General features: G+C 66.3%; 16 protein-coding genes. 9 read left to right on the top strand and 7 right to left on the bottom strand.

Features of this window, described 5'->3' with window-relative positions:
• The first annotated feature begins 152 nt into the window (after nucleotides 1–152).
• Nucleotides 153–3,059: a TonB-dependent receptor domain-containing protein gene (locus ACFSCW_RS12770; protein WP_380889795.1), complete on the top strand. Its 2,907-nt coding sequence runs from the start codon at nucleotides 153–155 to the stop codon at nucleotides 3,057–3,059.
• Nucleotides 3,060–3,096: 37 nt separating this feature from the next.
• Here ACFSCW_RS12770 and ACFSCW_RS12765 read toward each other — a convergent pair whose 3' ends face one another.
• A complete protein-coding gene (locus tag ACFSCW_RS12765; RefSeq protein WP_380889793.1) occupies nucleotides 3,097–3,711 on the bottom strand; it encodes an ATP-dependent Clp protease proteolytic subunit in 615 nt (204 codons plus the stop codon).
• Between the two features lie 126 nt (nucleotides 3,712–3,837).
• On the opposite strand from ACFSCW_RS12765, the gene clpP reads away from it, so the two are divergent.
• From clpP to ACFSCW_RS12745, 4 genes are all read left to right on the top strand, one after another.
• Nucleotides 3,838–4,482 (top strand): ATP-dependent Clp endopeptidase proteolytic subunit ClpP, encoded by a 645-nt coding sequence (gene clpP / locus ACFSCW_RS12760; protein WP_380889790.1) that lies wholly within the window; start codon nucleotides 3,838–3,840, stop codon nucleotides 4,480–4,482.
• A gap of 160 nt (nucleotides 4,483–4,642) precedes the next feature.
• On the top strand, nucleotides 4,643–7,021 hold the full coding sequence (locus ACFSCW_RS12755; RefSeq protein ID WP_380889788.1) for a CHAT domain-containing protein: 2,379 nt from the start codon (nucleotides 4,643–4,645) through the stop codon (nucleotides 7,019–7,021).
• Nucleotides 7,018–10,950 carry a beta strand repeat-containing protein gene (locus ACFSCW_RS12750; protein WP_380889786.1) on the top strand — a complete coding sequence of 1,311 codons (3,933 nt, stop codon included), beginning with the start codon at nucleotides 7,018–7,020 and terminating at the stop codon, nucleotides 10,948–10,950. Before ACFSCW_RS12755 ends, ACFSCW_RS12750 begins: the two co-directional genes overlap by 4 nt.
• Nucleotides 10,947–12,806 (top strand): ShlB/FhaC/HecB family hemolysin secretion/activation protein, encoded by a 1,860-nt coding sequence (locus ACFSCW_RS12745; protein WP_380889785.1) that lies wholly within the window; start codon nucleotides 10,947–10,949, stop codon nucleotides 12,804–12,806. Before ACFSCW_RS12750 ends, ACFSCW_RS12745 begins: the two co-directional genes overlap by 4 nt.
• Here ACFSCW_RS12745 and ACFSCW_RS12740 read toward each other — a convergent pair.
• Complete coding sequence (locus tag ACFSCW_RS12740; protein WP_380889783.1) at nucleotides 12,796–13,047, bottom strand: CBU_0592 family membrane protein; 252 nt, start codon at nucleotides 13,045–13,047, stop codon at nucleotides 12,796–12,798. The genes ACFSCW_RS12745 and ACFSCW_RS12740 overlap by 11 nt on opposite strands.
• 95 nt (nucleotides 13,048–13,142) lie before the next feature.
• Between ACFSCW_RS12740 and guaA the strand changes: the two genes are divergently transcribed.
• The 3 genes from guaA (at nucleotide 13,143) to ACFSCW_RS12725 (ending at nucleotide 16,268) form a co-directional block, all read left to right on the top strand.
• A complete protein-coding gene (guaA, locus tag ACFSCW_RS12735; protein WP_380889781.1) occupies nucleotides 13,143–14,702 on the top strand; it encodes a glutamine-hydrolyzing GMP synthase in 1,560 nt (519 codons plus the stop codon).
• Nucleotides 14,703–14,779: 77 nt separating this feature from the next.
• A complete protein-coding gene (locus ACFSCW_RS12730) occupies nucleotides 14,780–15,124 on the top strand; it encodes an ArsC family reductase (RefSeq protein WP_380889779.1) in 345 nt (114 codons plus the stop codon).
• Between the two features lie 46 nt (nucleotides 15,125–15,170).
• Nucleotides 15,171–16,268 carry a YihY/virulence factor BrkB family protein gene (locus ACFSCW_RS12725; protein ID WP_380889778.1) on the top strand — a complete coding sequence of 366 codons (1,098 nt, stop codon included), beginning with the start codon at nucleotides 15,171–15,173 and terminating at the stop codon, nucleotides 16,266–16,268.
• 4 nt (nucleotides 16,269–16,272) lie between these two features.
• On the opposite strand, the gene ACFSCW_RS12720 is transcribed toward ACFSCW_RS12725, so the two are convergent.
• The 3 genes from ACFSCW_RS12720 to ACFSCW_RS12710 all read right to left on the bottom strand — a co-directional run bounded on the left by ACFSCW_RS12720 (nucleotide 16,273) and on the right by ACFSCW_RS12710 (nucleotide 19,843).
• Nucleotides 16,273–17,226 carry a PEPxxWA-CTERM sorting domain-containing protein gene (locus ACFSCW_RS12720; RefSeq protein ID WP_380889776.1) on the bottom strand — a complete coding sequence of 318 codons (954 nt, stop codon included), beginning with the start codon at nucleotides 17,224–17,226 and terminating at the stop codon, nucleotides 16,273–16,275.
• 159 nt (nucleotides 17,227–17,385) lie between these two features.
• A complete protein-coding gene (locus ACFSCW_RS12715) occupies nucleotides 17,386–19,107 on the bottom strand; it encodes a PEPxxWA-CTERM sorting domain-containing protein (RefSeq protein ID WP_380889774.1) in 1,722 nt (573 codons plus the stop codon).
• Between the two features lie 265 nt (nucleotides 19,108–19,372).
• A complete protein-coding gene (locus ACFSCW_RS12710; protein WP_380889772.1) occupies nucleotides 19,373–19,843 on the bottom strand; it encodes a hypothetical protein in 471 nt (156 codons plus the stop codon).
• A 38-nt stretch (nucleotides 19,844–19,881) separates the two neighbouring features.
• Here ACFSCW_RS12710 and ACFSCW_RS12705 point away from each other — a divergent pair, with 38 nt between their 5' ends.
• Entirely contained in the window at nucleotides 19,882–21,303 is a 1,422-nt protein-coding gene (locus ACFSCW_RS12705) for an AMP-binding protein (protein ID WP_380889769.1), read from the top strand.
• On the opposite strand, the gene ACFSCW_RS12700 is transcribed toward ACFSCW_RS12705, so the two are convergent.
• Nucleotides 21,300–22,748 carry an efflux transporter outer membrane subunit gene (locus tag ACFSCW_RS12700; RefSeq protein ID WP_380889766.1) on the bottom strand — a complete coding sequence of 483 codons (1,449 nt, stop codon included), beginning with the start codon at nucleotides 22,746–22,748 and terminating at the stop codon, nucleotides 21,300–21,302. The genes ACFSCW_RS12705 and ACFSCW_RS12700 overlap by 4 nt on opposite strands.
• The gene (locus ACFSCW_RS12695; RefSeq protein ID WP_380889763.1) at nucleotides 22,745–25,927 is read right to left on the bottom strand and encodes a multidrug efflux RND transporter permease subunit; all 3,183 of its coding nucleotides are present in this window, start codon (nucleotides 25,925–25,927) and stop codon (nucleotides 22,745–22,747) included. The genes ACFSCW_RS12700 and ACFSCW_RS12695 overlap by 4 nt, the downstream gene beginning before the upstream one ends.
• Nucleotides 25,928–25,942 lie beyond the last annotated feature (15 nt).

Here is a 25,942-nt window from a genome sequence, read left to right as displayed (position 1 = left end):
TGACGGTCGATAGAGCGCCCTCTACCTTCGTCACGCCGGTGTAACATTCCTGCCACGGTGTTGCGTAAATCGCGCGCGCCGTGGCGGACTGCCGCTTTTGTCCCGATTCGAGGCGGTCTAGACCCTCCCGACCAAGTGGTTGGGAGGAAATTATGCAATTGTCGACCGTGCTGCGCGGGGGAACTGCGCTTGCGGCCTTGCTGGCGGCGTCCAACGCCTGCCCCGCCTTCGCCCAAGAGGTGCAGACCGCCCCTCAGGCAGCGGAAGAATCCGGCACCATCGTCGTCACCGGATCGCGCATCCGCCGCGACCCGCTCGACCAGAGCTCGCCGGTGGTGACGCTCGACCAGAATTCGCTGGCGCAGACCGGCCTATCTTCGGTCGCCGACATTTTGCAGCGCCTGCCAGCGGCGAGCGGCGGCCTCAACTCGAAGGTCAACAACAGCGGCAATCTCGGCAACCCGCCCGACGGCGGCGGCGTCGGCGCGGGCTCGGCGGAAATCGACCTGCGCTACCTGTCGGCCAAACGCACGCTGGTGCTGGTCGACGGCCTGCGCTGGGTCAATGGCACCAGCGCGAGCGGCATCCCCGCTACTGTCGATCTCAACACCATCCCGGCGAACTCGATCGAGCGCGTCGAAGTGCTGCAGGCCGGCGCGTCGCCGCTCTATGGTTCCGACGCGATCGCGGGTGTGGTCAACATCATCACAGTCGCCAAGCAGGTGGGCCTGCGCGCCTCGGCCCAATTCGGAACGTTCCGTCAGGGCGACGGCCACACTTTCGACGGCAACATCAGCTACGGCATCGCCAGCGACACGACGAACCTGGTGTTCGGCGCATCCTATGTGAAGCAGGATCCGGTGCGGTCGCGGGATCGCGCGATCTCGCAATTCCCGAACCCCGGCCAGACGAGCTGCACCGATCCGGTCGGCGGCTGCTCCAGCGCGGCGCTTAATGGGCGATTCGACACAAGGGCGGCAGGAACGACGGCAGCGGGCATTCCGCGCGGCAACTTCACGATCAGCAACCCGCCGAACGCAAATCCGACCGCAGCGAACCTGCGCCCATTCACCGCCGCGGACCGCTTCAACTTCGCTCCGTTCAATTATCTTTTGACGCCGTCGGAGCGTTACGGCGCCTGGCTGAGCTTCCGCCAGGAGCTGTCCGACAACGTCAACTTCCGCGTGAAGGCGCAGTACAACCACCGCAAGTCGCAGAACCAGGCTGCGTTCGAGCCGCTGTTCATCGGCCCCGATGCCGGCAATGGCGCAGGCAGCTTGTTCGATACGCTCTCGATCGACGCGACCAATCCCTTCAACCCGTTTGGCGGCACGCTCGAGTCCGGTCTCAACCCGAACGGAACACCCAACGGTCGGACGCCGACCTACTCGTTTATTGCGCGGCGCCTGATCGAAGCAGGGCAGCGCACCTTCAACCAGCGCGTCGACACCTTGTCGGCAACCGCGACGCTCGACGGCTCTTTTCATGTCGGCGGGCATGAGTGGTTCTGGGACGTGAACGCCCTGTTCGGCGTCAACGATGCGCACCAGAGCTTCACCGGCAACGTGCGCGCGGATCGCGTGGCGCAGGCGCTGGGCCCCATCGCGAATTGCACCGCGCCCTGCGTGCCGCTCAACCTGTTCGGCGGCGCCGGCTCGATCACGCCTGCGATGCTCAACTGGATCGGCTTTACAGAGCGGGACAAGAGCAACCAGACGCTTTACGATTACACCGCGAACCTCAGCGGCGATTTCTTCGATCTGCCGGCCGGCCCGGTCGGCTTCGCCGTCGGCTACGAGCATCGCATCCAGAGCGCATTCTTCGTGCCCGACCCGATCGTTTCCGCGGGCCTGGGTGCGGACATTCCGGCGCAGCCGGCCCGCGGCCGCTATCACACAGACGAAGTGTATGGCGAAGTCCGGGTGCCGATCCTGAAGGAAACGCCGTTCTTCTACTCGCTCGAGTTTGACGGGGCGGCCCGCTATTCGCGTTATTCGATCAGCGGATCGAAGACGACCTTCACCGGCACCGGCCTGTGGAAGCCGATCGAGGACCTGCTCATCCGCGGCGCCTACACCACGGGCTTCCGCGCGCCGAGCCTGGGCGAGCTGTTCGGCGGCCGTTCGCGCTTCGACTTGCCGGTGGTGGATCCCTGCACCAGCGATGCTTCAGGCCAGTTCCAGACCAACGCCACGGTTCGTGCGAACTGCATTGCGAACGGTGTGCCGGCCAATGGCAGCTATGCCGAGCCGCCGGGCCAGCTTCCGGTCATTACCCAGGGCAACATCAATCTGAAGCCGGAGACGTCGAAGAACCTGACCTTCGGTGCGGTCTATGCCCCGCTTTGGGCACGGAACGGGAGCTTCGCTTCGCTCTTCACGATCGAAGCGAACTACTACGACATCCGGGTGAAGCACGCGATCGGAGCGGTCGATCCGAACCTGACGCTCAACAACTGCGCGATACGCGGAGATGCGGCGAGCTGTGCTCTGGTCGTCAGGACCCAGAACGGGTTCATCAACCAGATCAACGGCACGCTGCAGAATCTGGACAGCATCAAGACCCGCGGCATCGACGTGACGGCGAACTACCGCACGCCGCAGACCGGCATCGGCACCTTCGGGCTGTCGGCGAACGCGACCTGGCTGCTGAAGTATATCCTGTCGGCGTCGAACGGCTTCGTCGTGATCGACCGCAAGGGCACCGAGCGCGGCAGCCCCGATCAGGCCTATCCGAAGTTCAAGGGCAACGCGACGATCGACTGGTCGCTGAACGACATGTTCAATGCGTCGTTCACCGGCCGCTACATCGACGCGGTGACCGAGATCGACACCAATACCGGCCTGCCGCACAAGCTGAACAGCAAGTTTTACGGCGACGTGCAGCTGACCTTCACGCCGGGCTTTGCCCAGCATCGGTTCGCTTTCACGATCGGCGTGAACAACGTGTTCAACACCGCGCCGCCGCCGTGCGTTTCGTGCAGCCTGAACAACTTCGATCCGGGCACGTACGACGTGCCGGGCCAGTTCGGCTACGCGCGGATCAGCTACAAGATGTGATCTAGGAGGCGGGGCCGAGAGGCCCCGCCTTACCAATTCAGAACGTCACTTCGTTCATGTTTTTGATGACGGTGCCGAGGATTCCGTAGGCCTTGGCCTCATCCGTCGACATCCAGTAGTCGCGGTCGATATCCTGCCGGACGCGCTCCAGCGGCTGGCCGGTCTTTTCGGCAATGACGCGGGCGATGCGCTCGCGCAGCTTAATGATTTCCTGCGCCTGGATCGCGATGTCGCTCGCCTTGCCGCCGGCGCCGCCCGAGGGCTGGTGGATCAGGAAGCGGGTGCTCGGCAGGCAGAAGCGGCGCTCCCTGGCGGCGCCGAGGAAAATGTGCGCCGCGATCGAGCCGACCCAGCCGGTGCCGATCACCGCGACCGGCGACTTCAGGAAGCCGATCATGTCGTGGATCGTGTCGCCCGATTCGACATGGCCGCCGGGCGAATTGATGATGAGCTTGATGGGTTCGGAGCTCAGGTGATCGAGATAGAGGAGCTGGGTCGCGATCCGTTCCGAGACCTTCTGGTCGACGGGGCCGAAGAGGAGGACGGTCCGCGCCTCCAGAAACTTCGTCATCATCGCCGCGGTGCTGCGGTCGGGACCGGGGTTCTCGTCCTCGTCATGTTCGTTCAGGCGAAAGCCTGGCAGCGTTGTCATGGATCACCTTCTTTTGGTTTGCCCGCCCAAACTAGGCAGTGGACGGCGCAGGCGCAACGGACCGCCCTCTTGAACCATCGGACCGAACCGACGACATAGCGGAGCGAAACCAACTAAGGACGCTCAATGCCCATTCCCGATCATGCCGACATCGTTGGCGGTCTCGTTCCTATCGTCATCGAACAGTCGAACCGGGGCGAGCGCAGCTTCGACATCTATTCCCGCCTGCTGCGCGAGCGCATCGTGTTCGTGACCGGCCCGGTCGAGGATCACATGGCCTCGCTGATCACCGCCCAATTGCTCTTCCTCGAGTCCGAGAACCCGAAGAAGGACATCTACATGTACATCAACTCGCCCGGCGGCGTGGTGACGGCCGGCATGGCGATCCACGACACCATGCAGTACATCCGCCCGCGCATCGGTACGGTCTGCGTCGGCCAGGCGGCGTCGATGGGCGCGTTCCTGCTGTCGGCGGGCGAGCCGGGCATGCGCGTCGCGCTCACCAATGCGCGGATCATGATCCACCAGCCTTCGGGCGGCGCGCAGGGCATGGCCAGCGACATCGAGATCCAGGCGCAGGAAATCCTGCGCATGCGCCGCGATCTCAATCAGCTGATGGCCAAGTACACCGGCCAGCCGGTCGAGACGATCGAAAAGGCGGTCGACCGCGACAAGTTCATGTCGGCGACGGAAGCCAAGGAATTCGGGCTGATCGACGAAGTGTTCGACAAGCGCCCGGCCCCTGCCGAGGAAGCCAGCGCCGCGGCCTGAGTCGCCCGATAGTCATTACAAAGGCGCGTCCGAACCTGGTTCGGGCGCGCTTTTTCTTTACGCATCAAGGGGCTTTATCCTGCTACATTGACAGCTTTCCGGCCTTCTGAAAGGCTGGCCATCAAAGACAAGACGGGCCGCCTGCAAACAGGGGAAGCTTATGCGGCCGGTCTTCCTGCTCGCGCTTTTTCCGCTGGTCGGCGCCTTCGCGCCCGCCGAAGCGCACGCCGCCTCGGTTCAAGACCTTTGCGTGCAGAGCCCGCCCTTGGGCGAGGCGTCTCCTGCATTGGTGAGCGCTGCGCGGGACGCGGAGCAAATGATCGGGTCGGCGGCGGATCGCGCCGCAGCCGGCGATCGCGCCATCGCCACGCTGACCGCCGCGATCGGCGACACGGCGCTTTCAGACGACAGGACCCTGGCGGTTTTCTGCAACGCCGCCGGCGAAGCCTATCGGCTGGGCAATAACGGCAGTCCCTATCAGGCGCAGCAAGTGCTGCTTGCCGCGTTCGGCCATGCCGAGCGCGCCGGCGACCGCGCCGACAGCGCGACCGCCGCCTACCGGCTGGGCATGGTGTCGGCCTCCGGCACGGTGGCGGCGACGGGTGCGCGCGGTGCGCGGCGATCGGCCGTTCGCGGCGAAGATGTTCCCGACACGCCGCAGCTCGAGCTCAACCAGGCGGGCAGCGATGCTTGCCCCTGGCTCCGCGATTCCCGCCTGCGCGCCCAGACCCAGGCGTTCATCACCTATGTCGCGCTGCAATGTGCGGTCGACCGCGCGCAAGCGGGGATGAGTCCCGAGACCGCGGCGCGCGCGGGGCTGAAGCTCGCCCGCTTCTGGGGCGTGATCGCTGTCCGCCAGCCGGCCGATGCCGCGGAAGCGCGGGGCGAGTCGCTGAAAGCCGCGCTCGACGCACTTTCGTCCGCGAGCCGCGTCGCCGATGCCGATCTGCGCGCGACGCTGACGGCAGGTGCGCTCGAGGCTGCGTTGGATGCGGGCGGCGCCTCCGAAGCGGCTGTGCGCGACGGCGTGCGCGGACTGACGGCAGGCGCCGGCGACGATCCCAAGCGCGAAGCCCAGGCGCTGGCGCTCGCAGCGCGACTGAAGCTGGCCGACAAGGACAGGGCCGGAGCGGCAGGGCTGCTGCGCCGGGCGACCTTCCTTGAGAGCCAATCGATCCTCCCCGATCGGCTCGCAGACTGGCATTTGCTGCTGGCCGAAGCCGACCCGGCAAATCGAACCACGCACATCGCCGCTGCCTTCCGCGCGCTGAACGCCGTCCGTCCGGCGCTCGCAGCCTATGATCCGGTGACCGAGGAATCGGTGTTCGCGCTGCGCATCCGGCCGGTGTTCGAGGCGCTGGTCGATACGCTGCTGGCATCGACGCCCGGCGACGATCCGGTCGCGATCGATCAGATCCAGACGGTGGTCGAAGAATATCGCCAGGCCGAGCTGCAGAGCCTGTTCGGCAGCGAATGCGTCGCCGCGCGACCGCCGATCAAACCGGCCGAGCTCGGCGCCAATGAAGTGCTGCTGTATCCGATCCTGCTGCCGGATCGGGTGGAGCTGCTTTACGCGGCCGGCGGCCCGAACGGCCAGGCACGCTATCGCCGCCTGCCGGTCAATCGTGAGGCGGACCGCAGCAAGGTTGCGGCGCTGGTGCTGAGGATGGTGACGGCAACCAGCTCGGGCTCGCCCGACTGGAAGGCGCCGGCGCGTGCTCTCTACGACATTCTCATCAAGCCCGTCGAAGGCGCGCTTGGGCCCGAGTCCACGCTGGTCGTGATCCCCGATGGCCCGCTCGCCGCCTTGCCGTTTGCGGCGCTGACGGACGCCGACGGAAAGTTCCTGATCGAGCGGACGCGGCTCTCGACCGTGCCGGCGCTTGCCTATTCGCAGCCGGGCGGTGCGCGGAAGCGGCCGAACCTGGCCGTCGTCGCTGCGGCGCTTGAGAAGGAAGTCGTGCTGCCGGCCGGCAACTTCCCGCAACTGATCGGGACCGGCGAGGAAGCGCGCTTCGCCTATCAGATCGGCGGGGCGGGCGGCGACGATGCGCTGATCGAGAATTTCCGCCGGGCCGATCTGGTGCGGGTGCTGTCGACCCGGCAGGCGGACGTGCTTCACCTCGCCACCCACGCCTCGTTCAACGGGCGATCCGACCGCAGCTATATCGTCGCCGATGGCGAGGCGATCCCGCTGTCCGAGCTGCGCTCGCTGATCTCGACCAACCAGACGCGCGGCGACCAGCTCGACCTGCTGATCCTGAGCGCCTGCGAGACGGCCGTCGGCGACGAGCAGGCGAGCATGGGCCTTGCCGGGGCCGCGGTGCAGGCCGGTGCGACCAGCGCGCTCGCCTCGCTCTGGCAGGTCAACGACCAGGGGACGGAGGAGCTGATGAAAGCCTTCTACACCCGCTACAAAGCCGGCCAGTCCAAGGCCGAGGCGTTGCGCGGCGCGCAGGTCGAGCTGATCAAGCGCGGCGGTGCGCTCGGCGATCCCAATATCTGGGCGGCCTTTACGTTGCTGGGAGGCTGGCGGTGAAGCGCCGCGCGATCCTGCTCGCCGGCGCAGCTCTCGCGCTTGCGTCGCGCGCTCCGGCGCAGACGGCGATCGTCCCGGACACGCAGCCGGGCTTTGCGACCGGTACTACCGTCACCGAAAACGCGGGCGTCAGTACGATCGACGGCGGGCGGCTGGCGGGCAGCAACCTGTTTCACAGCTTCTCCCGCTTCGATGTCGGCGCGGGCGACACGGCGCGGTGGGAATCGGCCAATGCGGATTCGATCCTGAACGTCATCAATCGCGTCACCGGCGGCACGACCTCGCATATCGACGGCACGATCGACTCGACGGCGCTGCCGCGCGCCAATTTCTGGTTCATCAACCCGGCCGGCGTGGTGTTCGGCGACGGTGCGCAAGTGAACGTGCCCGGCGCGGCGCATTTCTCGACCGCGCAGGAGATTGTGCAGGCCGACGGGACGCGCTTCTCAACGGTCACGCCGGACGGCTCGACCTTGAGCGTGGCCGCGCCCGAGGCGTTCGGCTTTTTGGGCGGGCAGGGCGACATCCAGGCCTCGGGCTTCATCGGCGCCGGCGAGGCGACAATTACGCTGTCCGCCGCCAATATCGGCATTGCCGATGCGGACATAACGGCCGGCTCGCTGACCCTGGTCGGCGTCGGCGACGGTCCGGCCAGCTTCAACCCCGCCCAGCCGTTCGAGGGAAACGCGACCCGCGCTGTCGCGTTGACCAACGCCAGCGTCACGACGACCGCGGGGCTGGCGGACGGCACCCAGACGCTCATCGGCGGCAGCATCAATCTCGACAGCGCGACGCTGCAATCGAGCACGTCGAGCGACGTCGATGCCGGCCGGATCGCGCTGCTCGCCAACACGATCGACGTATTCAACTCGACGATCGATGCCGGCACCTTCGCGGCCGGCGACGCGGGCGACGTCTTCATTGCCGCGGACACGGTGACGATCGAGGCGACGGCCATCTTCTCCGACAGCTTCGGCCAGGACGCGACCGGCAGTTCGAGCTCGATCACCATCGGCGCGACCAACGACCTGAACCTTCGCAACGCGACGCTTTCCACCAAGAGCTCGGGCTTTGGCGATGCAGGCATCATCTCGCTATCCGCGGACGCCCTTTCGCTCGACTTCACCGATCTGACCAGCGACGCAGGCGAGTTCGCGTCGGGCGTCGGCGGGCTGATCCAGCTCGACGCGCGCACCATCGACATCGTGAACGGCAGCAACATCCAGTCGCGCACGGCCGGCGAGATCGATGGCGGCTTCATCCGCATCGACGCGACCGAGCGGCTCAGCATCGATGCGTCCACGATCAACAGCAACGCGATGGAGACGGCCTCCGGCACCGGTGGGCTCACCACCCTTTCGGCGCCGATCGTGGAGCTGACGGGCGGCACCGCGCTGGAGACCAGCACCGCCGGCTCGGGCGACGCCGGCGCGATCGAGATCACGGGCAACGACGTGTTCCTCGACAATGTCTCGATCAAGTCGAACGCAGGCCTCGGTTCGACCGGTGATGGCGGGCTGGTTTCCCTCACCGGCACCGACGCGCTGACCCTGTTCGACAGCAAGGTCGAAACGACCACCCGCAGCGTCGGCGAGGCCGGCGTGGTCCTTATGCTGGACACGGGCGATCTGCGGCTCGTCAACTCGCAGGTCATGTCCAACGCCTCGCCGTCCTCGTCCGGGAATGCGCTCGGCATTTTCGTGAAGGCCCACACGGTGGAGCTCGATGGCGGGCATCTGACCAGCGACACGTTTGGCGACGGCGCGGCCGGGACGGTGTCCGTCACCACCGATCAGCTCGTGATGACCGGCGATGGGGCGGAGATTTCGACCGACTCCCTCGGCGCGGGCAACGCCGGGCAGTTGATGCTCGACGTCGGTTCGCTGTTCATGGAGTCCGACGCCTCGATCTCGTCCAGCACGTTCCTGTCCTCGACCGGCGGCTTCGGCCAGATCGCGCTGAACGCGAACGATATCGCGATGTTCGACGACGCGCGGATCGAAACCAATAGCCGCGGCCTCAGCGACGGCGGAGACATCAGCGTCAATACCGGCACGCTGTTCGTCTCCGGCGGGCATATCAGCTCCAACACCGCGTTCAGCGCGGACGGCAACTCCGGCAATGTCGACATCGTGGCCGACAGCATCCGGCTTCAGGACGGCGGCAACATCGCGTCGGACACGCGCGGCTTCGGCGATGCGGGCAATGTCACGATCACCGCGAACACGCTTTCGATCGCCAGCAACGGCTTTGTCAGTTCGGATTCGCTCGGCTGCACCGATGGCGAGTGTTCGGCCTTTGCCGGCACGGTCGACGTGGTTGCAGGCAAGATCGACCTGAGCGGCGGCGGCTCGATCAGCACCAACAGCAACGGGCCAGGGGCCGGAGGGGACATCCGCGTCCAGGCCGACACGCTGCAACTGAACAATGGCCGGATCAATGCCGACACGCTCGGCTGCCAGGACGGCTGCGTTGGCGGCAATGCCGGGCGCGTGGCGATCACTGCCGGCACGCTGTCGCTGACCGGGGCCAATGCGGAGATTTCGTCCGACACGACCGGCAGCGGCGACGCCGGCGACGTGACGATCAGCAGCAACACGATTTCGCTCGCGAACGGGGCGGACATTTCTTCCTCGGCGATCGGCAATGCGACCGGCTTTTCGGGCCGCATCGACATCCAGGCCGGCAAGCTGAGCTTCAACGGCGGCGCGATCACCACCGCAACGGAAGGGCCGGGCGACGCCGGTTCGGTCACCATCGATGTCGGGCAGCTGGCGCTGACGGGCGGCCTGATCGCATCGGACTCGCGGGCATGTTCCTTCTGCTTCGCGGGCAATGCCGGGAACATCGCGATCACTGCCGACAGCATCACGTCGAGCGGCGGCGTGATCCGGTCCGATACCAGCAATAGCGGTGACGCCGGGTTCATCGACATAACGGCCAAGACGCTCGCGATGACTAACGACGCCCTGATCAGCTCGCGCGGCGCGGTCGATTCGACCGGCAATGCCGGCTTCATCACGATCAAGACCGATGTCCTCACCCTGCAGCGGTCCGAGCTGTCGACGACGATGCAGGGCTTCGGCATCGCCGGGAATATCGACATTGCGACCGGCACGCTCGATTTGACCGACGGTTCGACGATCAGCTCGGCCTCGGTCGCGCCCGGGGAGGGCTATGCCGGTCTGGTGTTCATCAAGGCCGATTCGGTCAGCCTCGCTTCGGGCTCGAGCATCTCGACCAGCAGCGTGAACGCCACGCCGGACTTGCTGGCCTTCCTCCAGATCGACACGCCGAATCTGCTGGTGACCGGTGCAGGTTCGACGATCTCGACCGACAATCTGCGTGTGAGCAACAACCCCGCGGATACTGCGAACCAGGCGGGCGATATTTCGATTTCGTCCAAACTCGTCCGCATCAGCGAGGGCGGGCTGGTGACGAGCAGCTCGATCAGCGGCGCGGCGGGATCGATCGTGTTCACGATGCCCGACGACGGCATCCTGCGCCTCGAAGGCGTGAGCGCGCCGGGCGTGATCACCACTTCGTCGGGACCGGGCACCGGCGGCGTCATCATCATCCAGCGGCCGTTTGCGATCATTTCGAACGGCGGCGAGATCCGCGCCCAGGGTCAGCAGCGTGGGGCGTTCGCGGTGCTCGACTCCGAATATTTCATCAACTCGTTCGACCGGCGGAACCTGGTTGCCGTCGACGGGTCGATCGCGGTGGACGCCAGCATCTACGACGTGTCCGCCGGCACGACGACGCCGACCGTCACGTTCCTCGACGCCTCGCGCGTGCTGTCCGGCCAGTGCGCCGCGGCGCGGGCGAGCGGGCAGACCAGCCTGCTCAGCGCGCGGCCGCTGGGGCCGTATCTGCGTCAGGGGGCGAGCCCCGCCGGCGGTGCGCTCACGCCCGGGGGCTGCTCGTGAGAGCGGGGCTCTCCGCGAGCGTCATCGCCCTCTTCGCCGCCTCCGCGGCCTATGCACAGCCTCCGGAAGCGGGGCGCGTCCGCACCGGCCCGCAAGCCGAGCCGCTGCCGACGCCTGCCTTTCCGGAGCCGAAGCCGGGCCTGACCACGCCGCCGCCAGCCGCCGTTGCGCCGGTCGAGACCGGCGAAGTGACGCTCTCTCAGGTGGATGTGCAATCCGCCGCGCCGTCGCAGCCGCCGCTGCCGCGTCCCGGCTGGACGCCTGCGCCCGATCCGCTCGGCGGCGTGCGGCTCGACCACCGAGAGGACGAAGCGCTGGACGCGGCCTGGGTCCGCCGCCAGTTCGAGGCCAACGGGCTGATCGGCAAGCCGGTCGGCTATGACCGCATCGTCGCGCTCGTCCAGCTCATCAACCTCGCCTATGTCGCGAACGGCTATGTCAATTCGGGCGTGCTGGTCGATCGCGGCCAATCCGGCGACGGCGTGCTGCACCTGCGGCTGGTCTATGGCGCGCTGACAGCGGGCGGCAATGCCGACCCCGTCGAAGTCGTGTTCCCCGGCGATCACCGGCGCGGTCTGTCCGAGCAATATGTTCGCGCGCAGATGCCGGCGGCAGAGCGCGTGCCGCTCGATATCGCCGCGATCGAGCATGATTTCCGGCTGCTCGCCGACGATCCCGCGATCCGCACCGTGAATGCCGATGTCCGGCCCGGCGCGCGGCCGGGCGAGGCGCGGCTGGCGCTCAACGTCGATCCGGCGCCGCGCTACGACCTCTACGTCTCCTACGCGAACAACCGCTCGCCCTCGGTTGGCGGCGAGCGCGTGTCGGTTGGCGGCTCGATGCGCGGGTTGCTCACCGCGGGCGACCTGGTCAGCGCCGAATATGGCTCGACCGACGGGCTGGACGACGTGACCGCCTATTACAACGCGCCGCTGACCCGCAGCCTGGGGCTGACGCTGCGCGGGGGCTATAACGATGCCGCCGTCGTGACCGGCGCGCTGCTGCCGCTCGACATCCGTTCGGACGAATATTTCGTCGAAGGCGGCATGACGCTGAAGCTGGTCCAGCGGCCACTGACGGGGGGCATGCGGCCCGGCACGTGGCAAGCGGCGCAGAGCGGGTCGGTCGGCCTGCTGGTCGCCCATCGCCGCGTGCGCAGCAGCCTGCTCGGAGCGCCCTTCGCCTTCTCGCCCGGCGCGGTGGACGGCCGCACCGAATATACGGCGCTGCGCTTCATTGGCGACTATACGCGACGGTCGCTGGACACGGTGCTGGCGGTCTCGTTCACCGGCACCTTGGGGTTGGAAGGCACGCGGCCCGCCGATCGGACTCTGGTCTCGCCGAGCGAGAATTTCTTCTCCGCGCTGCTCCAGGCCAATTTCGCACGGCGATTGACGCGGCACCGGCTGGAGCTGCGGCTGCGGCTCGCGGTGCAGAAATCGTCGGGCATTCTCTACGCGCCCGAGCGCTTCAGCCTGGGCGGATTCGACACGGTGCGCGGCTATCGCGAGACCGCCTTGCTGGTCGACGAGGCCGTGGTCGGCTCGATCGAGTTCGCCCAGCCGGTCAACCTGTTCGGATCGCGGCGGATCGGCGGGTTCGAGCCCGGCAATTTCACTTTCTCGGCCTTCACCGACATGGGCACCACCAACAATCGCCATTCGCCCGATCCCGACGAGCGGATGATCGCGAGCGTCGGCGTCTCGGCCGCGTGGACGCCGGCGCCGTGGCTGTTCGGCCGGGCGACCTATGGCGAGGCGCTGGTCGGATTGCGCCTGCCGGGGCAGCGCAACATCCAGGACCGCGGCTTCTCGTTCCGCGTGACGTTCCGGCCACTCGAGCTGTTCAGGAAGTAGCCTTCGCCATCCTGATCAGCGCGAAAATGGCGATGGCGGCCCACACGACATTGAGCGCGGCGGACGGAATAGCGCCGTTCCAGCCGCTGTTGATCACGAAAGCGATCGCGCCGGCGAGGTTCAGGCCCTGATAGGTCATCGAGCGCGCCGGCAGCCGGCCGGCGCTCAGCATCAGATAGGCGAGGAGGATCATGGCGGCGCCGGCCCAGCCGATCGCTTCGATAAGCCAAATCTGGGTCACGCCGCCTCCTCAATTGCGTCAACTGGATAGCAGCGGAGGGCTTGGCGGCAAGCGGGGCTTCTCACCCGCGCCGCATCTGCTAACAGCCCTTGCGCATGGACACGCATGCGCATGACTCGATCCTGATCATCGACTTCGGCAGCCAGGTCACGCAGCTGATCGCACGGCGAGTACGCGAGGCCGGCGTTTATTCGGAAATCGCTCCGTTCAACGCTGCCGCCGAAGCATTCGAGCGGCTGAAGCCGAAAGGCATCATCCTTTCGGGCGGCCCGTCATCGGTGATGTGGGAAGACAGCCCGCGCGCGCCGCAGCACATCTTCGATGCGGGACTACCGATCCTCGGCATCTGCTATGGCCAACAGACGATGTCGCACCAATTGGGCGGCGTCGTCGCGCCCTCCGAAAGCCGCGAGTTCGGCCGCGCCTATATCGAGATCAGCGGACGCTCCGCCCTGTTCGACGGATTGTGGAGCGAGGGCGAGACGCACCAGGTCTGGATGAGCCACGGCGATCGCGTCGAGCGGCTGCCCGAGGGCTTCAGCGTCGTCGCCCAGTCGGAAGGCGCGCCCTATGCCGTGGCGACCGACGAGGCGCGGCGTTTCTACAGCCTGATGTTCCACCCCGAAGTCGTGCACACGCCCGACGGCGGCCGGCTCTTATCGAACTTCGTCCGCCACATCTGTGGCTGCCCCGGCGACTGGACGATGGCGGAATATCGCCAGACCAAGATCGCCGACATTCGCCAGCAGGTCGGCAAGGGCAAGGTGATCTGCGGCCTGTCGGGCGGCGTCGACAGTGCAGTGGCGGCCGTGCTGATCCACGAAGCGATTGGCGACCAGCTCACCTGCGTGTTCGTGGACCACGGCCTGATGCGGAAAGGCGAGGCCGAGCAGGTGGTGAGCCTGTTCCGCAACAGCTACAACATCCCGCTCGTCCATGTGAACGCGGAGACGCTGTTCCTGTCGGGTCTCAAAGGCGTCGACGATCCCGAGGCCAAGCGCAAGTTCATCGGCAAGACCTTCATCGACGTGTTCGAGGAGGAAGCGAAGAAGATCGGAGGCGCCGATTTCCTGGCGCAAGGCACGCTGTATCCCGACGTGATCGAGAGCGTCAGCTTCACCGGCGGCCCGTCAGTGACGATCAAGAGCCACCACAATGTCGGTGGGCTCCCCGAGCGCATGAACATGAAGCTGGTCGAGCCTTTGCGCGAGCTGTTCAAGGACGAAGTGCGCGAGCTGGGCCGCGAGCTGGGCCTGCCCGACGCGTTCGTCGGCCGGCATCCGTTTCCCGGGCCAGGCCTCGCGATCCGCATCCCCGGCGAGGTCTCGAAGGAGAAGTGCGACATCCTCCGCAAGGCCGACGCGATCTATCTCGAGGAAATCCGCAACGCCGGGCTCTACGACGCGATCTGGCAGGCGTTCGCCGTGCTGCTCCCGGTCCGCACGGTCGGGGTCATGGGCGACCACCGCACCTATGAATCGGTCTGTGCATTGCGCGCGGTGACTTCCACCGACGGCATGACGGCGGACATCTTCCCCTTCGACCCACACTTCCTCGCCCGCGTCGCTACGCGCATTGTGAACGAAGTGCAGGGCATCAATCGCGTGGTGTACGACTACACCTCCAAGCCGCCGGGGACCATCGAATGGGAGTGAACCGGAACGAGCGGGCGTCCGGGGGACGCCCGCCCGGTTCACTCGGCGCGGCAACGCGCCGCTGACGGAGGGCACCAATGGCCCCGACGGTTTACGGCATCAAGAATTGCGACACGGTGAAGAAAGCGCGGGCGTGGCTCGATGCGCGCGGCGTCGTCTATTCCTTCCACGACTATAAGACCGCGGGGGTCGACGAGGGGCGGCTGCGCGGTTGGGTCAAGGAGCTGGGCTGGGAGGCGCTGCTCAATCGTGCCGGCACGACGTTTCGCAAGCTGCCCGATGCCGACAAGCAGGGCCTGGACGAAGACAAGGCTGTTGCCTTGATGCTGGCGCAGCCGTCGATGATCAAGCGGCCGGTGCTCGACCTCGGCGACCGGCGGCTGGTCGGGTTCAAAGAGGCGGAGTGGGCGCAGGCGGTGTAGCCGCCGCGCATCGGAACCAAGCTCATCGGCATCCCGTTCAGCCGGCATGACCGACGAACGGGGGCGTGACGCCGCCAGTCCCTTGGAGATGCCGCCAAGGGGATGGCTAGACGTCCTGAAGCGAAGCTGGAAGGAAATGGGCGAGGACAATCTGTCGCTGATCGCGGCAGGCATCGCCTTCTATGCCTTCCTGTCGATGGTGCCGCTGCTCGGCGCGATCGTGCTCAGCTACGGGCTCGTCGCCAATCCGGAGTCGGTGGTGCGGCAGCTCCAGCAGCTTTCGACCATGCTCCCGGCCGATGCCGCGCAGCTGATCGGCGATCAGCTGCTGAACGTGGTGCATACCGCGGCCGGCAAGAAAGGCGTCGGCCTGGCATTGGCGCTGGCGCTCGCCTTTTGGGGAGGAACCAAGGCGACGGGCGCGATCGTGACGGCGCTCAACATCGCCTATGAGGAAGAGGACAAGCGCGGCTATGTGAAGCGGACGCTGCTCAACCTGGCGATGGTGCTCGGGGCGGTGGTGGCGGTCGGCCTTGCGATGGGGGCCATCGCGGTGTTCGCGCGTCTCCAGGATTTCCTGCCCGGCGCTCCGGAAGTCGTGCTGTGGCTCGGGCGGTTCGTGTCATGGGTGGTGCTGGCGGCGATCGGCGCGGGCGGCGCGGCGACGATCTATCGCTATGGCCCGGACCGCGACGCCGCGAAATGGACGTGGCTGACGCCGGGATCCGTATTCGCCGCCCTAGGCTGGGGCGTGCTGACCGCGGGCTTCGGATTCTATGTCGCCAATTTCGGCCATTATGGCGCCACCTATGGTTCGCTGAGCGCGGTGATCGTGCTGCTCACCTGGCTCTATCTGTCCGCGCTGCTGCTGTTGCTGGGCGCGGAGCTGAACGCCGAGCTGGAGCACCAGACCGCGCGCGACACCACGCAAGGCCCGGAGCGTCCGCTCGGCACCCGCGGCGCCGAGATGGCCGACCGGGTCGCGGGGGAACAGCCGCCTGTACCGCAACCGGCGCAGCGCCCCGCCGCTCCCGCGGAACCGGAAAAGCGGGGCGCCTTGCCTTATGGCCTCAGCGTGTCCGAGGCAGCGCTGATCGTGCTGCTCGCGATTTTCGGCCGCCGCGGCGACCGGGCGCGATCATAGCGGGTCAGGCTCTCGCGACCTCGCCCTTTCGCTTCCTGATCGCGCCGCCAAGCAGGCCGAACCCCGCGACCATCAGCGCCCATTCGGCCGGTTCCGGCACGCCCGGAGGGGGCGGTGGAGGTGGCGGCGGGGGAGGCGGCGGTGGCGGTGGGGGTGGCGGAGGAGGCGGGGGCGGCGGTGCATTGCCGCCCGCCGTGAAGAGCCCGAGCGTCCGTAGGTTGAAATTGGCGGCGATCGGCACGCTGTTGCCCTGGCCGGTGATCGCGGTGTCGCGGTCGAACACGTCGAAGACCAGCTGAAACTGGTAATTGTGGCCGGACTGCAGCGTGCCGCCTGGCAGTAGCACGCTCATCGTCGACGGATCGAGCGCGCCGGACGAGAACTCCGTCATGTTGTCGGTCAGGTCGAAGATCGTGAAAAAGGTGCTGCCGCCAGAAGCCGACGCGTCGGGGATGAAGCTGTTGAAGCTGATCGTCAGGTTCTGGCTCGGGTCGACGCCCTGCAGCGCGCTGAAACTCGCCGCGGTGAGCATCGGCGTCGCGCTCGCATAGACGTCGTCTGGACGCAGGAAGATGTCGACCGTGTCGAACTCGCTGGTCGCGCTGCTGACGGTGGTCAGCGTATAGAGGTCGCCGTTCGGATAGGCCGCATCCATTGCCGCCTTGGTGGTCAGGTTGCTCTGGTGGATCAGGAACGGGCCCTGCGCGCTCGTGCCCTGGCCATTGAAGCTATACGAGGCGACCGAGTTCGACACGTCGCCGGCGTCGAACCCGCCTGCCGGCGTGAAGAAGGCGCGGGCGAAAAAGAACGCATTGGCGCCGCCGTTCGCGGGCACGACGGTCGTCGCGCCGGTCTGGCTGAACTGCAGGTTCTTGGCGAGATCGGCAGCCGTGATGGAAGCGGCGGTAGCCGGCGTGATCGCGGTGCATGTGAGCAGAGCCGCCAGAAGCGTGCGCATGGTTCATCCCCTTGTCCGCCCCCTCTTTGCGAGAGTCAGGCCAATCATGTTTCGGGGGCGAACCCGTTACGCGCAGGCGCGGCGATGGTTCCGGCAAAGAAAGGGGCCGGGGAGCGCGTCGCTCTCCGGCCCCAAGTGACAGGGGTTTCGGCTTGTCTATCAGGCGAAGCGGACGCCGGCCTTTTGCGAGCGCCGCATCGCGAGGCCGACCATGCCGAAGCCGGCCAGCATCATCGCCCAGGTTGCAGGTTCCGGCACCGCAGCGAAGTTGATCTCGGCGATCCATGTGCTCCAGCGCGAGCCGCCGGTGCCGCCCGGATGGCCGCCCGCCGCGTCGTTATATTCGCGGGCATATTCCCCGATCAGCCAGAACTTCGTCGGATCGGTCGGATCCAGCGAAACCTGGCTGTAATCGCCCCAGCGCTGCCGGCCGGCCGCGACTTGCCCGTCGAGAGAGCCGTTATGGTAGTCGTCGACCAGGCTCTGCTTCAGAAGATAGCTGTCGCCCTGCTGCAAGCTGCCGTCGGCATTCGTCCGGAACACCCGGGCGAAGACGCTGATCACGCCGCTCTGCCCGGTCGCCAGACTGCCCGAGCGGTTATAGCCGACCACGACATCGCCGTTCGCGTTCACGGCGAGCGAGCCCTCGTAATAGTCATAGTCGCCGCCGCCTGAAATCAGCGTCTGCGACAGGAGGGTCTTGGTCGCCGAATCGACCACGTCGATCGCTACCGCGGTGTGATCGGAACCGGTCGGCGTGATCGTATGCAGCGCATAAATGCGGCCATTGACCTCGTACACACTGGACCCGATGCGATCGTCCAGCGTGTCGATCACGCGGTTATTGCTGGTGATCGTGTCGGCCGGATTGACGTCCGTATCCGGCACCGCATTGGGCTGCCGTCCGGCGCCGTTGCTGTCGTAGGCATAGTTGATTAGGGTGACATTGCCCTGCGTCGCAGCACCCGCCGCATTGTTGATGTTATAGGTGGTGTCGCCGAAGCCATAGGCCTGTACCGCGAACGCCTTGCCGTTCGGGCCGGCCGCATCGCTGTTGACGCCCTGGATCGCGAAGCCGCGGTCCGGGTTCGACTGGCCGAGCGGCGAGAAGAACTGATCGTTGCCGGCGACGGTCGGCCCGCCGGCGGCGAAGATGCTGGACAGCGGAATGACGTTCAGCGTCGTGCCGCGGAACGTCTGGCTGCCGCCGGGCGTGCTGGCGGCATAGTCATTCGTGCCCATGTACAGCGCGTTCTTGTCCATCGCGAGCGTCGGATAGTCCGCCACCCCATTGAACAGGCCCGCCGCCGGCGTGTAGGCGGTGAACTTGGTCGACTTCCAGGTGCCGAGCGCATTGTCGGTATCCGAAACCGCGATCTGGATGTCGGCGACCGAAGCGCCGAACGAGAGCACCACCCAGCGGTTCGCATCCTTGTTGAACATGATGCGGGAATCGCCGTTGGCGCCGGTCTGCCCCGCGGATGCCCAGAAAGCGACGTCGGAGACCACGGAAAGGCGATTGCCGGTCGCCTTGTCGAAGATGCCATAGGCGCCGTTCGAGGTTTCCATATACTGGGTCGTGCCGACCGCGCCCATCGTGTCGGGCGGGATGAAGTTGCGGGCGAAGCTTGCAGCGTCATACTGGTTGACGCCCTCAAAGCCGAGCTGAACGACCGAGCCGGGGCTGCCGACATAGGTTTGCGCGAGAGCGCCGGCGCCCAGGAACGGATCGTCCGCCGGGCTGACCAGTTCGGGATGTTCCGCTTCGCAGAATTCTTCACGCAGCGAACCGCAATCGTCGTCGGCCCACGCGGCCGTAGCCGGCACCGAGACCGCGAAGATCGAGATCGCCGCCGATGCCAAGAGACGCATTTTGCTCATATGCTCACCCCTTCGGTTACTACGGGATCAGAAACAGGCCATCGACGCGCCGTCGGCCATCCGACGGACGCTTTTCGACTATTCTCTGAAACCCCGCTTCCGACTCAACCGAGTCAAGCTGAGGATCGGACTCGGTTAACCTCAAGTCAATCAACAATTGCGAAGGCAAGAGTCCCGAATTCGGTCGAATTTGTGGAGTCTCAGTAAAGACTCATAATGAGTCGTGATACTCACTTATACTTGGATTGACTTGAAGTAACTGGGATCAGGTCATCATGATGAGCGATATGGCGGTCCCGAGCCAGGATTCTTCCAGTTCGGCGCGGATCAGAATGGCCGAAGCGGAGGCCACTGCAAGACTATAGCGGGCGGCGTGCTTGGCGAATTGCTCGTTGAGCGTCGGTGTGTCCAGGTGCGCGATCACTTTCTGGCATTCGGCGACAGGCAGATCGCGAAGATAAGTCGGCTCGAGAGCGGCCAGGCGGTCGAGGTTCAGTTCCCGCCTCACCAACAGGTTCAGCAGCGCCGACATGGTGAGCCCAAGCCCCGTGGCATAGGATTCGAACGCGGCCCGTTCGCCGGGCGCGACATAGCTGGCGATCTGCTTGAACCGTGACTTCACGGTCTTGCGCTGCGCTTGCGGCTTATCTGCTTTCTTGGTCATGGAAAACGACGCATCCAACGACTTTGCCCGCGAACCGGTTCTTTCATAGTCCATTCCGGTGGCGTTCCACAACGCTTGACGTGCGCGGCGCGGGACGCGAGCCGGCAGGAATGCTAGCCGGTCTCTTCGCGACACTTCGCGCGGGCTTCCCCGCCGACCTTTCACGCCCTGCGCTGATCGAGCCTTCGGCCGCTGTTCTGTCCTATGCCGACCTGCTCGACCGCTCCGGCGGGATGGCGGCGGCGCTGCGGGAACAGGGCCTCAAGGCCGGCGACCGGATGGTCGTGCAGACGTCCAAGTCCGTGGAGGCACTGCTGCTGTATCTGGCGGCACTGCGCGCCGGCATTGTCTATGTGCCGCTCAATCCGGGATATACGAGGGCCGAGCTCGACTATTTCCTGGAGGACGCCGAGCCGGGACTGTTCGTGGACGATGCCGAGCTGGCGCGACTGGTCACGGCACCGGCGCGAGACTTTGCGGAGCCGGAGCTTGGCGGCGACGACCTGGCCGCGATCCTCTACACGTCCGGCACGACCGGACGATCCAAGGGAGCGATGCTCAGCCAAGGCAATCTCGCCTCCAATGCAGCGACGCTGATCCGGGAGTGGCGGTTCTCGGGCGTCGACCGGCTGATCCACGCGCTGCCGATCTTCCATGTCCACGGGCTGTTCGTGGCGACCCACTGCGTGCTGGGCTCCGGCGCGTCGATGCTTTGGCTGCCCGGTTTCGATGCGGATGCGATCCTCGTGGCCTTGCCGGAAGCGACGGTCCTGATGGGCGTGCCGACCTTCTACACGCGACTTCTCGCGCGACGGGAGCTGGCGCCGGAGCTGTGCGCGAACATGCGGCTGTTCGTCTCCGGCTCTGCGCCGCTTTCGGCGGAGACCCACCGCGAATGGGAGGCGCGGACCGGGCACCGCATCCTGGAACGCTATGGCATGACCGAGACGGGCATGCTGAGCTCCAATCCTTATGAGGGCGAGCGCCGGGCCGGGAGCGTCGGGCCGCCGCTGCCGGACGTCGGCATCCGTATCTCCGGACCGGATGCGGAAGGCGTCGGCGGGATCGAAGTGCGCGGTCCCAATGTGACTAGCGGCTATTGGCGCAATGCCGAGAAGACGGCGGAGGCGTTCACCGCCGATGGATGGTTCGAAACCGGCGACCTCGGGCGCTTCGATGGCGACGGCTATCTGTGGATCGTCGGGCGCGCCAAGGACCTGATCATATCCGGAGGGTTCAATGTCTATCCGGCCGAAGTGGAAGCGGCGATCGAGGTATTGGACGGCGTTGCGGAGGTGGCGGTCGTCGGGGCGCCTCACCCCGATTTTGGAGAGGGAGTGATCGCGGTGGTCACGCCGCGCGCCGGCGCTGTCGTCGAGCCCGAGGCGATCCAGGCCGCGCTCCGCGACGTGCTGGCGTCTTACAAACGGCCGAAGCTCGTGCTGGTGCGCGATGCCCTGCCGCGCAATGCGATGGGCAAGGTCGAGAAGGCGGTGCTGCGGCGCGAGCTGGCTGACGTGTTCGGCGGCTAGGGCGTTGGTGACAGCGGGATCGGCCCGTCGCGCGTAGCATCGAGCTGGGAGTCGCCGCCGAGGGTGCGGTAGAGCTGGACGAGGTTCTGGGCTTTGGTAAGCCGCGTGCCGACCAGCGTGCGTTCGGCGCTGTAATAGCTGCGCTGCGCGATCAGCGTCTGCAGGAACGGATCGATGCCGCCCTGAAAGCGCGCCTGGCTGAGCCGGTAATTGTCCTCCGCCGCCGCGAAGAAGGCGCGCTGGGCGCGGAGCTGCTCGTCGATGGTGCCGCGGCGGGCGAGGGCGTCGGCGACTTCGCGGAAAGCGGTCTGGATCGCGCCTTCATATTGGGCGAGCGCCGCGTCGCGCTGGGCCTGGGTCAGGCGGACATTCGCCTTGGCCGCACCGCCCTGGAAGATCGAATAGCTGACGCTCGGGCTGACCGACCAATTGAAGCTGCCGGCAGTGAACAGGGTCGACAGCGCCGTGCTCGCAAAGCCGAGCAGGGCGGTGAGGCTGATGCGCGGGAACAGGGCAGCGCGTGCGGCGCCGATCTGCGCGTTGGCGGCGCGGAGCTGATATTCGGCCTCCACCACATCCGGGCGGCGAAGCAGGATCGTCGAATCGAGCCCGGCGGGGAGCTCCGCGATCGTGCCTTCGACTTCGGTGAGCGAGGCGGGCAGCAACGCCGGATCGACCGGCGACCCGACCAGAAGCTGCAGCAGGTTCGCATCCTGCGCCAAATTGGTCCGGCTCTGGGCGACGTCCGCGCGCGCCTGTTCCAGCGTCTGTTCGGCCTGGCGCAAGTCGGTGCGCGGGGCGACGCCGCCATTGAGGCGCGCACGCGTCAGCTCGACGGATCGCTGAGCGGAAGCAGCAGTGCGCTCGCCGATCGCCAGCAAATCCTTGTCGGCCGCATAGGCGAGCCAGGCGTTCGCGATGTCGCCGACCAGGGTCAGGCGCGTCGCCCGTGCCCCGGCCTCGGTCGCGAAATAGCGGTTCTGCGCGGCTTCGGAGAGCGCGCGGATGCGGCCGAAGAGGTCGATCTCGAACGCGCTGATGCCGCCCTGCACATTGTAGGTCGTGCGCCGGCCCGACGCTGCACTGCCGACGCCGCTCGACGCGCCGCTGCCGCGATCGGCTTCGGTGAGGCTGGCGTTCGCGTTGACGTCCGGCAGGATATCGGCGCGCTGGATGCGGTACTGCTCGCGCGCGGCGGCAATGTTGGCGAAAGTGGCGCGCAGGTTGCGGTTGTTGACGAGCGCCGTCTCGATGATTCGTTGCAGGCGCGGATCGCGGAAGATGTCGCGATAGGTGACGCTCGGCAGGTTCGCTTCGGACTGGCGAAGATAGGGGTCGCCCGCCGGCCAGGAGGTCGGCACCGGCGGCGTTGGCCGTTCATAGTGCGGAATGAACGAACAGCCGGCGAGACTCGCGATCAGCGCGGCGGAGACGAGGCGCTTCATGCCGCGCTCTCTTGCGTGTGGCGGCGCTGCTTGAGCCAGCCAAGCGTGTCGCGGGTGCCGCGACGGACGAGCACGAAGAACAGCGGGATGTAGAAGATGGCGAGGATCGTCGCGGTCAGCATACCGCCGATCACCGAGGTGCCGATCGCGACGCGGCTCTTGGCGCCGGCGCCGGTCGAAATGGCGAGCGGCAACACGCCGAAAATAAAGGCGAGGCTGGTCATCAGGATCGGGCGGAGACGGATGCGGGCGGCTTCCAGCGCCGAATCGATCACGCGCTTGCCGGCCTTTTCCGCCTGCTCGGCGAATTCGATCATCAGGATGGCGTTCTTGGCGGCGAGGCCCATCGTCGTCAGCAGCCCAATCTGGAGATAGACGTCGTTCTGAAGGCCGCGGAGCGTCACCGCGAACACCGCGCCGACAAGGCCCAGCGGGATGATCAGGATCACCGCCACCGGGATCGACCAGCTCTCATAGAGCGCGGCGAGGCAGAGGAACACGACCAGCAGCGACAGCGCATAAAGATAAGGCGCCTGACCGGAGGAGAGGCGTTCCTGATATGAGAGGCCGCTCCATGCGACGGACACGCCCGGGAATTGGGACGCGAGCTGCTCGATCCGGTCCATCGCCTGGCCGGAGCTGGCGCCGGGCGATGCCTGGCCCTGAATCTCATAGGCCGGCACGCCGCCGAAGCGCGCGAGCGAAACCGGCCCGGTCTGCCAGCTCATGCTCGCAAAGGAGCTGAACGGCGCCATCACGCTGTTGGGCCCGCGGACGTACCATTGATAAAGGTCCTCAGGCACCGCGCGATAAGGCGCGTCGCCCTGGACATAGACGCGCTTCACGCGGCCGCGGTCGATGAAATCGTTGACGTAGCGCCCGCCCCAGGCGGTGGAGAGGGTATTGTTGACGTCGGTCTGCGTCAGGCCAAGCACCGACAGCTTCTGCGCATCGAGGTCGACGCGGAGCGTGGGCGTGTCCGGCAATTCACTGGCGCGGACGCCGGTGAGCTGCGCGTCGTTCGACGCGAGATCGAGCAATTTGTCGCGCGTCGCTTTGAACTGCTCGCGAGAGAGGCCACCGGTATTCTGCAGCTCAAGGGTAAAGCCATTCGACTGGCCAAGCCCGCGGATCGCACCCGGCACGAGCGCGAAAACCTGCGCGTCGCGCAGGCCGCCAAAGGCCCGGCTCATCCGCTGGGTTACGGCATCGGCGCTATTCTTCTGGCCGGGCCGCTGCGACCAGTCTTGAAGGTTGATGAAGGCGTTGCCGGCGTTCTGGCCCGACGGCCCGCCGCCACCGCCTCCGGCGGACGCGAAGAACACATTGACGTTCTTCGAATCGGCGCCGTGCAGCAGATAATTCTCGACGGCATCCATCACCTGCTGCGTGCGGCCGAGCGTCGCGCCCGGAGGCAGGCGGACCTGCACCTGCGCGAACCCTTGGTCTTCGGTGGGCAGGAAGCCGGTCGGCAGACGGAAGAAAAGGAGCGCGAGCAGCGCGACACTCAGCGCGTAGATGATCAGGAACAAGCCCTTGCGGTCGATCACGCGCTTCACGCCGTTGATGTAGCGCTCCACCATGCGGGCGAAGCCGGTATTGAAGCGGTCGCGGGCACGCTCGGTCATGGCGGCGAGCCGCGGGAACCGCGTGGAGCGGATTTCGCCATGCTCCTTTCGCTTCAGCAGGGTGGCGGTGAGCGCGGGGCTCAGCACCAGCGCGACGACGACCGACAGCACCATCGCGGAAACGATGGTCAGCGAGAACTGACGATAGATGACGCCCGTCGAGCCGCCGAAGAACGCCATCGGCAGGAACACTGCGGAAAGCACGAGCGCGATCGCGATAAGGGCCGTCGAGATCTCGCTCATCGACTGGATGGTCGCCTCGCGCGGGCTCATCTCGGGATTTTCCTCGAGCAAGCGCTCGACGTTCTCGACCACGACGATCGCGTCGTCGACGAGCAGCCCGATGGCGAGCACGAGCCCGAACAGGGTCAGTGTATTGATCGAAAAGCCGGCCACCGCGAACACCGCGAACGTGCCGAGCAGCACGACCGGAACGGCGATCGTCGGGATCAGCGTCGCGCGCCAGCTCTGCAGGAAGACGAACATGACGATGACGACAAGAATGATCGCCTCGATCAGCGTCTTCACCACTTCCTCGACCGACAGCTTGATGAAGGCGGTCGAATCGTTGGGATAGGCATAGGCATAGCCCGCCGGGAAATTCTTCGACTGGCGAGCGACTTCCGCCTTCACGATATCGGCGGTCGACAAGGCGTCGGCGCCCGGCGCCAGCGACACGGCGAAGCCGGCGCCCGGATGTCCGTTCACGTGCGTGACGTTGTTGTAGCTCTCGGCACCGAGCTCCACCCGCGCGACATCGCTGATCCGCACGGTGGCGCCGTTCGGCTGGGTCTTCAGGATGATGTTCCGGAACTGCTCCGGCGTCTGCAGTCGCGACTGGGACGTGACGGTCGCGTTCAGCATCTGGTTGGCCGGCATTGGCTGGGCGCCGAGCTCGCCCGCGGTGACTTCGGTGTTCTGCGCCTGGATGGCGCTGACCACGTCGCCGGGCATTAGCTGATAGGCCGAAAGCTTGGCCGGATCGAGCCAGATGCGCATCGCATATTGGGAGCCGAACACGTTGGTGTCGCCGACGCCCGGCAAGCGGCTGATCGGATCCTGCAGATTGGACGCCAGCCAGTCGGCCACGTCCCGGTTGTTCTGCCGGTCGGTCGTGTCGTAGACCGCGACGATCATCAGGAAGTCCGGGTTGGACTTGGTGACTGTCAGGCCTTGCTGCTGCACCTGCTGGGGCAGGCGGGAAAGCGCCTGTTGCACGCGGTTCTGCACCTGAACTTGCGCCGTGTCAGGGTTCGTGCCCTTTGAGAAGGTCAGGCCGATGTTGACTTGCCCGCGCGCCGTCGATGTCGAGCTGAAATACAGCAGCCCGTCGATGCCGCTGAGCTGCTGCTCGATCACTTGCGTGACGCTATTTTCGACCGTCTGCGCATTCGCACCCGGATAGCTCGCGCGGATATTGACCTGCGGGGGCGCGACGTCCGGATATTGCTCCACCGGCAGCGAAAACACGGCACCGAGACCGAGCAACATGATCAGTATCGCGATGACCCAGGCGAAGATCGGCCGATCGATGAAGACGCGGGAGATCATAGTGTCGGCAGCGCC

Origin of the sequence: Sphingomonas tabacisoli, assembly GCF_042678385.1 — a bacterium.
In the GTDB taxonomy this organism is placed as follows: Bacteria; Pseudomonadota; Alphaproteobacteria; order Sphingomonadales; family Sphingomonadaceae; genus Sphingomonas_B; species Sphingomonas_B tabacisoli.
Note: the sequence above shows the minus strand (reverse complement) of the source record. Positions and strands in the feature narration are given on the sequence as shown.